This is a genomic window from Mycobacterium sp. IS-1264, assembly GCF_001954195.1.
Classification (GTDB): Bacteria; Actinomycetota; Actinomycetes; order Mycobacteriales; family Mycobacteriaceae; genus Mycobacterium.
Genome location: NZ_MBES01000037.1, coordinates 13,357 through 28,001, shown reverse-complemented (window position 1 = coordinate 28,001; position 14,645 = coordinate 13,357). Strand labels below are relative to the sequence as shown.

Genomic DNA, 14,645 nt, shown 5'->3' with positions numbered 1-14,645 from the left:
TGCCCACACCGCTGGGATCGAGGGTGAATGTGGAGAGCCTGGCTCAGGCACTGGCCGCGTCGATGGATCCAGTGTCTTTGATGAGGCGCGTTGCCGAGCAGGCTTGTGCGTTTATGCAGAAAGCCGACGGGGCCGCCGTCACGCTACTCCGTGCCTCCGATAACGCGTACGTGACCGTTTCCGGACACGGCGCGCTAGCGACGACGCCGGGTTTCGTGGTGCCAAAAGAGGGCAGTATTCAGGGCCTCGCGGCGCGGGAGAAACACCCCGAGCTGATAAACGACGCCTGCGCAGACCGACGACTCTCGCCACGCGTCCGTGCGATGAACAGGCACTGGGGCACTCGGTCGTGGGCGGCGATTCCCCTGATGTACAACGACGACCCCATCGGTACACTGCTGCTGGCCGCGAGGGCCCCCAGTGCGTTCACTGACGCAGATGTCGACGCGCTGCTCGCCATCAGTGCGTTCGTTTCCGCCGTGATCGGTGCCCAGTCACAGCTGTCAACGCTGCTCACCCAGGTAATGAGGGACAGCGACGATCGCGGGCAGCGTGCGCTCACCGAGCGGTTCATCGCCTCGGTGATGTTGCCCGAAGCGGCGGAGACCGAGGGGCTGCAAAAGCGACTGGACGCACTGCTGGCACAGCCGAACGCTCTCGGCGCGGTCTTCCAACCCATCGTCCATCTGGCAAGCGGCACGACGACCGCCTACGAAGGGTTGATACGTTTTCCCGCATGGTCAGAGCTGACCCCGACCCAAGGGTTCAGCGTCGCGCGGCGCCTGGGCCGGGGCATCGAATTAGAACACGCCGCGCTATGCACCGTCCTGAATGCTGCTGGCCGCATCCCGGGCGATTGTCCAGTCGCAGCCAACCTGAGCCCGAGCGCCGTGCTGGAGCCGGCGATTCAAGACGTGCTGGCGGCCCACGACCGGGCGTTGATCGTGGAAATCACCGAGCACGAACCGTTTCCCGATGACCTCGGCCCCGGTCTGAAGCCTCTTCGTGATCGCGGCATACGCGTGGCCGTCGACGATGCCGGCGCCGGATATGCCAGCTTCGCCCAACTGCTGCGGCTACGCCCGGACATCATCAAGATCGACGGGGCGTTGATTGCCGGCATCGACGACGATCCCGTCAAACGTGCGTTGGCGACCGCATTGAGCTCGCTGGCATCCGAGCTGCACGCGAAATTGGTGGCCGAAGCTGTGGAGACACCCGGCCAGCTCCAGACGCTAATTCGTCTCGGTGTCGAATACGGCCAAGGCCTTCACCTGGGGCGACCTCAACCCTAGATGTGACACCAGTCGCCACGGACCATGACGGCGGTCACTTCCAAAGTGCCGTTCAGCACAACAAGATTGGCGTCGTATCCGGGTTGCAAACGGCCCATACCGTCCAGCCCGAGCGCCCGGGCGGGCGTCGCCGAAGTCATCTGGACCGCGGCGGCCAATCCCGCGTCGGCGGCCACGGTGCGGAAGAGCTCATCCATCGTGGCGGTGCTGCCGGCGATCGTCGAGGTTCCGCGCACCCGCGCCACGCCCGAGGCGACGTCGATCGGCACCGGGCCGAGCCGAAACGCCCCGTCGTCGCATCCGGCCGCGGCGATCGCGTCGGTAATCACCGCGACCCGGTCGGGTCCGGCCGTCCCGATCACCGCGCGCATCATCGCGGGGTGGACGTGCACGCCGTCGGCGATGAGCTCCAAAGTGACCCCTGGGTCCTGCAGCAGCGCGAGGGCCGGCCCGGGCTCGCGATGGTGCAGCGGCGGCATCGCGTTGAACAGATGCGTGCCGACGGTGGCGCCCAGGGCGAGCGCGCGGTTGGTCTGCTCGTAGGTCGCGTCCGTATGGCCCACGGCGACAACCACATCCGCGTCCAGGAAGCGTCGGATCGCGTCGTCGCTGCCGGCCCGCTCCGGCGCCAGCGTGACCATGCGGATCGTTCCGGCGCCCGCGGCGAGCACGGCGTCGATCTCGGCGGGTTCGGGGTCGCGCATCTGGGCGGGGTCGTGCGCTCCGCAACGAGCCGCACTCAGCCACGGCCCCTCCAGGTGGATGCCCGCGACGATGCCCTGCCGGGTCGCGTCGGCCAGTGCCCGCACGCCGGCGATCAGCTCCGCGGGCGGGGCGGTGACCAGGCTGGCCAGCGTCGTCGTCGTGCCGTGCACCCGGTGGAACCCGGCGGCCTTGGCGATTTGCCCGGCCTGCAAGTAGGAAGCCCCGCCGCCACCGTGCACGTGCATGTCGATAAAGCCAGGCACCACAACGCAATCGGGAAAATCGTGGTCCGCGGCCCGGGCCGGCTCACCGGCACCGCAGGCGACGATCTGCGCGCCCGACGTCTCGAGCCATCCCGGCCGGCACACCTTATCGTCGAGTATTACGGTGCCCGCGCTGATCATGGGCCCGTGTTTTCCCAACGGCCACCGTTTTCCCAGAAGTGACTTATCTCCTCGAGTTGGCGTCCCTTGGTCTCGGGAGCGAACCGGTGAACGAAGCCGAAGGCGGCCACCGCGAGGGCCGCGAACACCGCGAAGGTCCCCGCGCCGCCGAGGGAGTGCAGCATCGTCAGAAAGACGGCGGCGACGATCGCGTTGGCGACCAGGTTGGAGGTGAGCATCGCGCTCGAACCGATGGACCGTAGCCGGGACGGGAAACTTTCACTCGCGTACACCCAGCCAAGAGAGCCGAATCCCAGGGTGTAGCCGATGATGAACAACAGCACGCCGGCGAACCCGAAAAACAATCCGGCGCCGCCGAGATGGCCCTGGGCGAACACGGCGATCAGGACGACGTCGGCGACGATCATCATCGCGATGCCGGACAACAGGATTGGGCGGCGCCCCACCCGGTCGACCAGGAGCAGCGCGGTGCACACCGCCGCCAAGCCGGCGACCTGAACCAGTGCGGGCAGGGCCAGCAGCGCGAAATTTCCGGTGAAGCCCATGGCTTCGAATATCCGGGGGCTGTAGTAGATGATCGCGTTGATCCCGGTGATCTGGATCAGGAAACCGAGCGTGACCACGAAGGTGGTCGCCCGCAGATAGGGCCTGCGAAGCATCTCCAACAGCATTTCGCGCAGCCCCCCGCCACTTTCTTCCCTTATGGCAGTGGCAATTTCGGCGAGTTCGTCGTCGGCCTGTGCGCTGGCCTCCACGCCCAGCAGCGCTCGGCGGGCGTCATCGGCCCGGCCCTTCAGCAGATACCACCGAGCGGTGTCGGGCAGCCGAGCCAGCAGCGGCAGGAGGAGCACCGCGGGGACGGCGGCGAGGCCCAGCATCCACCGCCAGCTGTGGGTGCCGGCCAGCAGGTAACCGGTCAGGTAGCCGATGATCAGCGCGCTGACGATGGCCAGTTGATAGGCCGTCAGCAGCGCGCCACGCACCGCCGCCGGGGCCGATTCCGCGATGTATACAGGGACGACCACCACCATCACGCCGATGGTCAGACCCAGCACGAATCGCGCCGCCAACAGCATCGGTAGCGAGACGGAGAGCGCACCGACAAGCGCGAACACCGTGTAGCCGGCGGCGATCAGGATCATCGACCTCTTGCGACCGATCGCGTTGGCCAGTACTCCGCCGCCGAGCGCCCCGGCGATCTGGCCGATCACCACCATCGTCGTCAGGAGTTCTTGTTGCCGGGTCGTGAGTCCGAAGTCCTCGGTGATGAACAGTTGCGCGGCGGCGATGATCGACAGGTCGTATCCGAAGATGATGCCGAGGCTGGCCGCGGTGAGCCCAACCCGCAGGCCCCGCCGCGATGGGCGGGCTTGAGTCATTTCGGTGAGTCTAATGTTGCGGCATCGCGGCCTTGTCCCCCCATCGGGGGACACGCGAATTCCACCCGCGCTGCCCGATCGGCGGATACTTCTGTGAGCTCAGCCACCATAAATTTGTCTGCATGCCCGCAGCCCTGGTGCCCTCCGCCCCGGCACAGCCGCGCGTGTTCGGTCGCCTGCTTTCCCAGGGCACCTTCTACAACGCAGGCATGCAACTCAGCAACGGCAGCGTAGTGCTGGCGTTCGTCTGCGCGCACCAGGGTCTCAGCTGGGTGGCCGCGCTGCTCTTTCCGGCCTACAGCCTGGGCGATATCGTCGGGAACTCGGTGTCTCCGGTGGTGCTGCAGCGGGTGGGTCTGATGCGGCACCGGCTGCTGGCCGCGTTGGTGGCGAGCGTGGCCGCACTGATCTTGTGCGACGCGTTCGTTCCTTGGAACGGCGGTCTCGCCGCGCCGGTGTTTCTATTGACCTGCGGGGCAGCCGGAGTCCTCCTCGGGATCGCCGGTGTCGCGTACCCCGACCTGATCTCCAGCAAGCTATCCGCGGCGGGGCGTGGCGAGCTGTTGCTGTTCCAGGGTGCCACCGGGTCGGTGCTGGCCACCGTGGTCACGTTGTTCGTCGTTCCGGTACTGGCCCACGGCGACGAGATGATGTATCGCCGCGATCTGCTGTGGCTGGGCGCAGCCGGACTGGTCGTCTCGGCCATCGCGGCGCTGTCCGTCGGCCCGGTGCGGTCCGTCTCGAACACCACCCGGATGTCCGCGCGGCAGACCTACCGGCAGGGCTTCGCGGTCGCGCGCTCCCAGCCATGGTTTCGCCGGTATGTGACCGCGTGCCTGTTGTTCGCTCCGGTCACCCTTGGCACCACGTTCTATGCGCTGCGCACCGCCCACCACAACAGCAGCTTGCATGTGTTGGTGATCCTGTCGAGCATCGGATTGGTTTTCGGGTCGCCGCTATGGCGCAAGGTTTTCCGGCTCTTCGGAGTGCGCGGCATGATGCTGGGCAGTGCCCTGCTCAGCATCGCCGCCGCCACGCTCACCGTGGTTGCCGAGTCGTGCGGCCAGTGGTTCCACATCTGGGCGTACGGCACGGTGTTCCTGCTGGCGACGGTGGCCGGCCAGGCTGTCTTCGCCGCCGCGATTTCGTGGCTCAGCGCGGTGGCCGACGAGTCGCACCGCGGGACACTGATCGCGTTCAGCTCGACGCTGGTTGCTATCGAGGCCATGGCGCTCGCATTTGTGCTCGGCAGCATCGCGCAGAACCACACCGCGATCTGGCCGGACGTCGTGGTGCTGGTCCTGGCCGTCGCCGCCGCCATTGCGGCGCTGGGAGCACCCAAGTCGGAGACCCGACCGGCACCCGCCGATCGCGAGCGCACGGCGGCGTTCGCGCCTCGCTCCATCGCGAGGGTCGCGCCGTCGGTGAGCCTTCAGGCCGCCTAGGTCCGGGCCTAGGTCAGGGGCCGTTCCGGCGACTTGTCGGCGGGCGTCTGCAACAGCGCCCGCACCAGACGACGGGCCGCGTAGGGCCGAAGCATTTGGCTGGCCGGGCGCGGGCGCACCCGTTGCGGCCACCAGAACCAGCGTCCGAGCAACGCGGCGATGGACGGCGTCATGAACGAACGCACGATGAGCGTGTCGAAGAGCAAGCCCAATCCGATGGTGGTGCCGATCTGTCCGATGATCCGCAAATCGCTGAAGATAAAGAGCGACATCGTGACGGCGAACACCATCCCGGCGGCCGTGACCACCCCTCCGGTACCGGCCATCGCGCGGATGATCCCCGTGTTCAAACCCGAATTGACTTCCTCCTTGAGCCGGGAGATCAACAACAGGTTGTAGTCCGATCCCACCGCCAACAGCAGGATCACCGACATCGCCATTACCAGCCAATACAAATCGACGTGGAGCAAGTCCTGCCAGACCAGCACGGACAGGCCGAAGGACGAGCCCAGCGAGAGCAGCACCGTCCCGACGATCACCGCCGCGGCGACCACGCTTCGGGTGACGATCATCATGATGATCACGATGAGACTGATCGCAGCCACTCCGGCGATCAGCAGATCGTAGGTGGCGCCCTCTTGTAGGTCCTTGAACGTCGCGGCGACGCCGCCCATCGAGATCGCGGCGCCCTGCAACGGAGTTCCCTTGATGGCCTCTCGTGCCGCCTGCTGGATCGGCTCGACGCGGGCGATGCCGGCAGGCGAGTCGGGATCTCCTTCGAGGGCGATGATGAAGCGGGCCGCCTTGCCGTCGGGCGACAAGAACATCTTGAGGCCGCGCCTGAAATCCGGGTTGTCAAGGGCGGATTGGGGCAGATAGAACGAATCGTCGACCTGGGCGGCGTCAAACACCCGACCCATGGCGCCGGGGTCTTTGGTATTCATCTCTTGCTGTTTGTAGAACGACAAAAGCGTGCCGTGCCAGACGACCATCATGTCTCGCATGATCGTCATCGTCGACAGCATCGGCAGCATCTGCGCGCGCATCTCCGGCAAAAGCTTCACGAGGATATCCAGATCCTTGGCGAGGAATGTCAGCTTCTCGCTGAGCTGGTCCACGTTGTCGAACGTGTCGAATACTGCTCGGATCGCCCAGCAAGCCGGGATATCGAAACAATGTTTCTCCCAATAGAAATAGCTACCGATCGGGCGAAGGAAATCCGAGAGGTCCGCGAGGTGATCGCGAATTGTATCCGTGATATTCGACATGTCATGGGTCAGGCTGTCCATGTCGGCCGTGTTGTCGATGATCTTGCCCATGATGTCGTACATGCGATGCATGGTTTCGATCGATACATCCATGGCCTGCACCTGGACCAGCATGTCGTCCAATCGGTCCTTCATGAACCCCATGTTTTCGGCGTTCGTGACGCCTTGCATGCTGATGAGGAATGGGATCGACGTGTGCTTGATGGACGTTCCCAGCGGCCTGGTTATCGATTTCACCTGTGCGATTCCGGGGCTGTGAAATATCGTCTTGGCCACCTTGTCCAACACCAGCATGTCAACCGACGTGCGCATGTCGTGATCGCTCTCGAGCAACAGCACCTCGGGGTTGAGCCGCGCCAGCGAAAAGTGGCGGGCCGCGGCCCTATCCCCGACATTCGACGGCATACCGGCCGGCATGTATTTGCCCAGCGCGTAAGTAGTCCGGTAAGTCGGCAATGCCAGCAGGCCGATTGACGCGATCAGGCACGTCGCGAAGAGCACGGGGCCCGGCCAGCGGACGATCGCCGTGCCCACGCGCCGCCAGCGCCGAGTGTTGAGCCGTCGCCTGGGGTCGAACAGCTCGAAGAAGCTGGCGACGGTCAGCACGGCCGGGCCGAGTGTGATCGCCGCGAGGACGGCAACCAACATGCCGATAGCACAGGGAGCTCCGAGCGAGTGGAAATACGGAAGTCGGGCAAAGCTGAGGCAACACATGGCGCCGGCGATGGTCAGGCCCGAGCCCAAAATCACGTGAACGGTTCCGTGAAACATGGTGAAGAAAGCGGTTTTTCGATCCTCGCCCGCATAGCGCGCCTCGTGGTAGCGGCCGAGCATGAAGATCGCATAGTCCGTGCTGGCGGCAATGGCCAACAGGGTGAGCAAGTTGACCGCGAAGGTCGAAAGACCAAAGACGTTGTGCGCGGCCAGAAATGCCACGGTCCCGCGAATTGCCCCGAGCTCGATGCCGACCATGGCCAGGACCAGGGCCATGGTGACCACGGATCGGTAGATGAACAGCAACATCACCGCGATTACCACACCGGTAATCAGCGTGACCCTGCCAATGCTTTTGTCGCCGGCAACCGATTGATCGGCGATCTGCGCCGTCGGACCGGTGACGTAGGCCCTGACCCCCGGCGGCGCCGGGGTGCTATCCACGATATGCCGCACGGCGAAAACCGCGTTGTACGCCTCGGTCTCGCTTTTGCCGGCGAGATAGACCACGACGTACGCGGCCTTGTCATCCGCACTTTGCGATCCCGTGGCGGTGAGTGGGTCATTCCAGAAGTCCTGGATGTGCGCGACGTGGCGGGTATCGGCGGACAGCCTGTGCAGCAGCTCGTTATAGAACCGGTGCGCGGCATCGGCGAGTGGTTTGTCGCCTTCAAGGAGCACCGTGACGGCGTTCTCGGAATCAAACTCGCCGAACACCTTGCCGATTCGTTTTATCGCCTGAATCGAGGCGCCGCCCTTAGGACTCATGGAGACCGAGTGTGCTTTTCCGACCGCTTCCAGTTGCGGGACAGCGATATTGAGAATGGCCGTGAGCACCACCCACAACAGGACGATGGGCGCCGCAAGCCGGCGGATCGTCCGCGGGAAGCGTGGTGGGCTGGGTTCCGGGGCGGCCTCCGTTTCGCTCATCCGCCGGCCACTTCGCAATAAGTCAGGGCCTTCGGTCCGGTCACGGACCTTTCGTCCTTAATCGCGCCGTTCACGGTGATCCGGCAGCCGAGCACGTCGCCGCTGCTCTGCGCCTCGAGGTTGACTGTGATCGCGGTCAGCGTCGTCGTCACCGTTTGAGACCAGGGGAGGGGCGCATTTTCCAGTTGTTGCACCCTGGCATCGGGATCCAAATAGGCGATTCTTGCGGACGTGGCAGGTCCGAAGATTTCATAGGTCACCCGTTTTGGGTTGTACGGCGGGATATCTCGATCGGCCTTAACCCGCACAACGGGATGTCCGTGAACGCCAAACATCCCGTGCAGACGATAGATGCCGAACCCCGCGACACTGGCCACCGCGAGAACGGCCAGCAATAACCACATTCGTTTGACGAACCTGGTAACCCGAATCATCTTTTCCCTCGCCTTGTGCCACCGGGTCGCAATATCGCCTGTTGCGTCATTGCCGCGTCGTCGCATTAGCGACGAAAACGCTACCGCTAATGGACCGCAGCATTCTTGCGTTTCAGCGAATTGTTATGTGCGGCTAGTGCTGCGGGCGGCGGTTCATTGAGCGCGCGACCATGATCAACGCGAACACGATGATGGCGCCGATGACGGCCACGCCCACTCGCACCGGCAGCGCGTCTGCCGACGGCAGTATCCCGCCCGCCTGGGCGTCATTGGCCTGCCGGTCGGCCGCCGCATCCGGCTTGGTGGCCATCAGCGAGCGGTCGGGTTCGATCAGGTTGCCGACCTGGGTGCCCGTAGGGGTGCTGAACCCGTAGTCCAGCAGGTGCGCGGCCTGCTCCCACGGGGCGATCGGCTGCCGGGTCCCGTGCAGCAGCACCGCCATCAGCCGTCGCCCGTCGTGGTTGGCCGCGCCGACGAAGGTCTGCCCGGCGTCGTCGGTGTAGCCGGTCTTGCCGCCCAACGCGCCCGGGTATTTGAACAGCAGCTGGTTGTCGTTTTCCAGCTCGTACCCCGGATGGTCGCCGTGGCCGGGGAAGTCGAACGTCCGGGTGGCCACGATGTCGGCGAAGGTGGGGTTCTGCCACGCATACCGGTAGAACAACCCGATGTCGTAGGCCGACGTGCTCATGCCGGGCCCGTCCAGTCCCGACGGCGTCACCACCCGGGTGTCCTGTCCGCCGAGCTTGGCGGCCAGGACGTTGATCTTCTCCAGCGCCTGCTGCATCCCGCCCAGCTGCATCGACAGCGCGTGCGCGGCGTCGTTGCCGGAGTGCATCAGCAGGCCGTGCAGCAATTGGTTGACGGTGTAGGTACCGCCGTCGTCCACACCGACTTTGGTGCCTTCGGCGGCCGCGTCGTCGGCGCTGCCGACGACGGACTTGTTGAGCGGCAGCGCGTTCAGGGACGCCATCGCTACGAGCACCTTGATGATGCTGGCCGGGCGGTGACGGCCGTGTGGGTCCTTGGCCGCGACGACGGCGCCGCTGTCCAGGTCCGCGACCAGCCAGGCGTCGGCGGAGACGTCGTTCGGCAGCGGCGGGGTGCCCGGCGCGGCGACGATGCCGCAGCCGCCGAGCGCGTCGCCGCCGACCGGCTTGGGCGGCACCGCCAACGGGATCGGCGCGTCGCCGGCTTGCGGCACCTCCGACGAATCCACCGCGGGCGGAGTGTTCACCTGGTACGGGCAGTTGGTGGGACCGGCGTTGGGCCCGGGGCTGGGCTCGGCGTTGGCAACAACCGGCACAGCGATCGGCGCGGCGGCCAGAAAAACCGCCGCTGCCAGGCATGACGCGGAACGTAACAGGCTCATTGCTTCAGCAGACTAGGCGATCGGAAGGTCAATTCCCGGGAGCCGCGCTGTGACTGATGGGGCAGATGTTACAAACTCGCCGGTGCGAGCGCCGACGGCGCCGAAGCACTACGCTGACACCATTCAAAACAACCGATTTTGGACTCGAATGTCGAAGGGGCGGCGCGACGGTGACGATTCCGCGCCGCGCTCGCTGGAACAGTTGCTCAAGCAGGTCGAGAAGGGGACGCAGGTTCGCAGCTCCGGGGCCGACGGTGTGTTGGACGACCTGAAGCGGCATCGCGACAGCACCACCAACGACGACCTGCGTTCGGCGCTCGCCTGGCTCTGCAACGCGCAGTCGCGGATGGCGAGCAGCCCGTCGCCTGCGCATTCCAGGGATGTGTTGCTGGCCGCGTACGAGGTCAAACGGGTCCTCGCCGTCGGCTAAGCCGCCGCCTGGTCTGGCAGTTCCCCCGATCGGGGGACATGCAATTCGTCCGGCGGTATCCGATCGGAGGATAGTTCTGCCTGCTCAGCGCCCATATTGTCGGTGTCATGGCCGGATCGCTGGACGGGGTCTCCGTACACACGAACCCGTTCCCGCGCCTGCCCTCCCAGGGCGCGTTCTACACCGCCGGGATGCAGTTCAGCAATGGCGCGGTGGTGTTGCCGTTCATCTGCGCACACCTGGGGCTCACCTGGCTGGCCGCGCTGCTGTTTCCGGCGTACGGGCTTGGCTCCATCGTGGGAAATTCGGTGTCTCCCGCGGTTCTGCGGCGAGTGGGCCAGATGCGGCACCTGCTGCTGGCGGCGATGGCCGCGAGTGCGGCCGCGCTGATCCTGTGTGGGGCGGTGATCCGTTGGAGTGGCCTGCTTGCCGGGGCGGTATTTCTGCTGATGAGCGCCGGGGGCGGAGCCCTCGTCGCGGTCTCCAATGTCGCCTACCCCGACATGCCGTCCAGCAAGCTGTCCGCGCTGAGGCTGCTGATGGTCCAGGGGGCCATCGCATCGGTGGTGGCCACCGTTGCCGCGCTGTTCCTGGTGCCCGGGTTCGCCACCGGTGACAAGGCCACGTTGCACCGCGACCTCTTGTGCCTGGGCGCATTCGGCCTGGCCGCCGCCGGCTTCGCGGCGCTGTTCGTCGGCCCGGCGCGGTCCACGTCGACCGCCCCGAGGATCTCCGTGCGTGACACCTGCCGGCAGGGCTTCGGGGTCGCCCGCACCCAGCCGTGGTTTCGCCGGTATGTGATCACTTGCCTGCTGTTCGCCCCGCTTTCGCTGGGCACCACCTTCTATGCCCTGCGCACCGCGCACGAGAGCGGCACTTTGCGGGTGTTGGTGGCCCTGTCCAGCATCGCGCTTGTCATCGGTTCCGCGCTGTGGCGCAAGGTTTACCAGCTGTTCGGCGTGCGCGGCATGCTGCTGGGCAGTGCGCTGCTCAGCGCCGCCGCCGGCGTGCTGTCCATCGCGGCCGAGGCGTGCGGCCAGTGGGTTCACATCTGGGCCTACGGCAGCGTGTTCTTGCTGGCGACGGTGGCCGCCCTGGCCGTCTTCGCCGCGGCGATTTCGTGGATCGGCGTGGTCGCCGCCGAACCCCACCGCGGCATACTGATCGGGTTTTGCTCGATGCTGCTTGCCATCGAAACGACGGCGCTGGGAGGCGCCCTCGGCGGCATCGCGCAAAACCACGCCACGATCTGGCCGGTCGCCGTCGTCCTGATCCTGGCCGTCGCCGCCGCCGTCGCGGCACTGGGCGCACCCGCATCGCAGAAGCACCTCGCGGCGGAGCCCGCCTAGGGCCGGGTCGGCTGCGCCGACTTGTCGGCGGGCGTCTGCAAAAGGGCACGCACCACGCGACGGGCCGCGTAGGGCCGAAGCATTTGGCTGGCCGGGCGTGGGCGCACCCGTTGCGGCCACCAGAACCAGCGTCCGAGCAACGCGGCGATGGACGGCGTCATGAACGAGCGCACGATCAGCGTGTCGAAGAGCAAACCCAACCCGATGGTGGTGCCGATCTGACCGATGATCATCAAATCGCTGAAGATAAAGAGCGACATGGTCACGGCGAAGACCATGCCGGCGGCCGTGACCACCCCTCCGGTGCCCGCCATCGCACGGATGATCCCCGTATTCAAGCCGCCACCGATTTCCTCTTTGAGGCGGGAGACCAGCAACAGGTTGTAGTCCGATCCCACGGCCAAGAGCAGCATCACCGACATCGCCAACACCAGCCAATACAGATCGATGCCGAGCAGGTCCTGCCAGACGAGCACGGACAGGCCGAAGGACGAGCCCAGCGAGAGCAGCACCGTCCCGACGATCACCGCCGCGGCGACCACGCTTCGGGTGACGATCATCATGATGATCACGATGAGACTGATCGCAGCCACTCCGGCGATCAGCAGATCGTAGGTGGCGCCCTCTTGTAGGTCCTTGAACGTCGCGGCGACGCCGCCCATCGAGATCGCGGCGCCCTGCAACGGAGTTCCCTTGATGGCCTCTCGTGCCGCCTGCTGGATCGGCTCGACGCGGGCGATGCCCTCAGGCGTGTCGGGCTCTCCTTCGAGGGCAATGATGAAGCGGGCCGCCTTGCCGTCGGGCGACAAGAACATCTTGAGGCCGCGCTTGAAATCCGGGTTGTCAAAGGCGGATTGGGGCAGATAGAACGAATCGTCGACCTGGGCGGCGTCGAAGTCCCGGCCCATGGCGCCGGGATCTTTGCTATTCATCTCTTGCTCGTTGTCGAGAGACGCAAGTGTGCTGTGCCAGACCAGCATCATGTCCCGCATGATTTTCATCGTCGATAGCATCGGCAGCATCTGCGCTCGCATCTCCGGCAAGAGCCGGATGAGAACGTCCAGATCCTTGGTGAGAAATCGCAGCTTCTCGCTCAGCTGGTCCACATTGTCGAACGTGTCGAATACCGATCGAATCGCCCAGCAGACCGGGATATCGAAACAATGTTTCTCCCAGTAGAAATAGCTTCCAATCGGGCGAAGGAAATCCGAGAAGTCCGCAAGGTGGTCCCTTATCAAGTCGGTGATGTCCGACATGTCGTGGGTGAGGTGATCCATGTCGACGGTGTCGTCGACAACTCCGCCCATGAGTTGATACATGCGCTGCATCGCTTCGATCGACACATCCATCGCGTGTACCTGGACCATCATGTCGTTCAATCGGTCCTTCATGAACCCGATGTTTTCGGCGTTCACTACGCCTTGCATGCTGATGATGAACGGAATCGACGTGTGCTTGATGGACGTTCCCAGCGGCCGGGTTATCGATTTCACCTGCGCGATGCCGGGGCTGTGAAAGATAGCCTTCGCGACCTTGTCCAACACCAGCGTGTCCACCGGATCGCGCATGTCGTGATCGGATTCGAGCAACAGCACCTCGGGGTTGAGCCGCGCCTGCGAAAAGTGTCGGCCTGCGGCCGCGTCCCCGACATTGGACGGCATGCTAGGGGACATGAATTTGCGTAGGTCGTAAGTCGCCCTGTAAGTCGGCAAGGCGAGCAGGCCAATTGACGCAACCAGACATGTCGTGATGAGGACTGGGCCGGGCCAGCGGACGATTGCGGTGCCCACTCGGCGCCAGCGCCGGGTATTGAGCCGTCGCTTGGGGTCGAAGAGCTTGAAGATGCTGCCGACGGCCAGCACCGCCGGCCCGAGCGTGAGCGCGGCGAGGACGGCAACCAACATGCCGATGGCACAGGGGGCGCCGAGCGTCTTGAAATACGGAAGTCGGGCGAGGCTCAGGCAATACATGGCGCCGGCGATGGTCAGGCCCGAGCCCAAAATCACGTGGGCGGTCCCGCGAAACATCGTGTAGAAGGCGGTTTTTCGGTCCTCGCCCGCATAGCGGGCCTCGTGGTAGCGACCGAGCATGAAGATCGTGTAGTCGGTGCTGGCGGCAATGGCCAGCAGGGTGAGCAAGTTGGTGGCGAACGTCGAAAGACCAAAAACGTTGTGGTAAGCGAGAAACGCGACGGTCCCGCGGATTGCCCCCAGGTCGATCACGACCATGACCAGGACGAGAACCATGGTGACGAAGGACCGGTAGATGAAGAGCAACATCACCGCGATCACCGAAGCGGTGATCAGGGTGACCTTGGCGACGCTCCTGTCACCGGCCTCGGTTTGATCGGCGATGAGCGCGTACGGTCCGGTGACGTAGGCCTTGACGCCGCGCGGCGCCGGTGTGCCATTCACGATGTGGCGGACGGCGTGAACGGAGTTGTATGCCTGCGTTTCGTTGTTGCCGACGAGGTACACCACGACGTACGCGGCCTTGTCGTCCGCGCTTTGCGATCCCCCCGCGGTCAGGGGATCACTCCAGAAGTCCTGAATGTGCGCGACGTGGCGGGTGTCCGCCGACAGCTTGTGCATCAGGTCGTTGTAGAACCGGTGCGCAGTGTCATCGAGTGGCTTGTCGCCTTCCAGCACGATTGTCACCCGGCTGTTGGAATCAAACTCGCCGAATACCTGACCCACGTGCTTGATTGCCTGAACCGCGGGCGCGTCTTTCGGGCTCAGCGATACCGAGCGTGCTTTTCCGACGACTTCCAGCTGCGGGACGGCAATGTTGAGAATGGCTGTGAGCCCTAGCCATAACAGGACGATCGGCACCGCAAAGCGGGTGATCATCCGCGGCATAAACGGCGCTTTGGGGGGCCGGCTGAGAGCGCCCATCGCGCAGAACGTACACCTGCGACGGGCAA

General features: G+C 65.0%; 10 protein-coding genes. 4 read left to right on the top strand and 6 right to left on the bottom strand.

Annotation, left to right across the window (positions count from 1 at the left end):
* The first annotated feature begins 23 nt into the window (after positions 1-23).
* Positions 24-1,295 carry an EAL domain-containing protein gene (locus A5744_RS07045; protein ID WP_083679224.1) on the top strand — a complete coding sequence of 424 codons (1,272 nt, stop codon included), beginning with the start codon at positions 24-26 and terminating at the stop codon, positions 1,293-1,295.
* Here the strand turns inward: A5744_RS07045 and nagA are convergent.
* On the bottom strand, positions 1,292-2,404 hold the full coding sequence (gene nagA / locus A5744_RS07040; protein ID WP_076059607.1) for an N-acetylglucosamine-6-phosphate deacetylase: 1,113 nt from the start codon (positions 2,402-2,404) through the stop codon (positions 1,292-1,294). The two genes, A5744_RS07045 and nagA, sit on opposite strands and share 4 nt — an antisense overlap.
* The gene (locus A5744_RS07035) at positions 2,401-3,783 is read right to left on the bottom strand and encodes a sugar porter family MFS transporter (RefSeq protein ID WP_076059605.1); all 1,383 of its coding nucleotides are present in this window, start codon (positions 3,781-3,783) and stop codon (positions 2,401-2,403) included. Before A5744_RS07035 ends, nagA begins: the two co-directional genes overlap by 4 nt.
* Positions 3,784-3,905: 122 nt before the next feature.
* On the opposite strand from A5744_RS07035, the gene A5744_RS07030 reads away from it, so the two are divergent.
* Positions 3,906-5,228, top strand: a complete 1,323-nt coding sequence (locus A5744_RS07030; protein WP_076059603.1) for a hypothetical protein — start codon at positions 3,906-3,908, stop codon at positions 5,226-5,228.
* An 8-nt stretch (positions 5,229-5,236) separates the two neighbouring features.
* Here the strand turns inward: A5744_RS07030 and A5744_RS07025 are convergent, their stop codons facing one another.
* From A5744_RS07025 to A5744_RS07015, 3 genes are all read right to left on the bottom strand, one after another.
* Positions 5,237-8,140, bottom strand: a complete 2,904-nt coding sequence (locus tag A5744_RS07025) for an MMPL family transporter (RefSeq protein ID WP_076059601.1) — start codon at positions 8,138-8,140, stop codon at positions 5,237-5,239.
* Entirely contained in the window at positions 8,137-8,574 is a 438-nt protein-coding gene (locus A5744_RS07020; RefSeq protein WP_076059599.1) for an MmpS family transport accessory protein, read from the bottom strand. Before A5744_RS07020 ends, A5744_RS07025 begins: the two co-directional genes overlap by 4 nt.
* A 133-nt stretch (positions 8,575-8,707) precedes the next feature.
* Positions 8,708-9,943 carry a D-alanyl-D-alanine carboxypeptidase family protein gene (locus tag A5744_RS07015; protein WP_076059597.1) on the bottom strand — a complete coding sequence of 412 codons (1,236 nt, stop codon included), beginning with the start codon at positions 9,941-9,943 and terminating at the stop codon, positions 8,708-8,710.
* 193 nt (positions 9,944-10,136) lie between these two features.
* On the opposite strand from A5744_RS07015, the gene A5744_RS07010 reads away from it, so the two are divergent.
* Together A5744_RS07010 and A5744_RS07005 are read left to right on the top strand one after the other, a co-directional pair.
* Positions 10,137-10,373: a hypothetical protein gene (locus A5744_RS07010; RefSeq protein WP_076059681.1), complete on the top strand. Its 237-nt coding sequence runs from the start codon at positions 10,137-10,139 to the stop codon at positions 10,371-10,373.
* 107 nt (positions 10,374-10,480) lie between these two features.
* Positions 10,481-11,722: a hypothetical protein gene (locus A5744_RS07005; RefSeq protein WP_076059595.1), complete on the top strand. Its 1,242-nt coding sequence runs from the start codon at positions 10,481-10,483 to the stop codon at positions 11,720-11,722.
* On the opposite strand, the gene A5744_RS07000 is transcribed toward A5744_RS07005, so the two are convergent.
* Positions 11,719-14,616: an MMPL family transporter gene (locus tag A5744_RS07000; RefSeq protein ID WP_076059593.1), complete on the bottom strand. Its 2,898-nt coding sequence runs from the start codon at positions 14,614-14,616 to the stop codon at positions 11,719-11,721. The two genes, A5744_RS07005 and A5744_RS07000, sit on opposite strands and share 4 nt — an antisense overlap.
* Between the last annotated feature and the right edge of the window lie 29 nt (positions 14,617-14,645).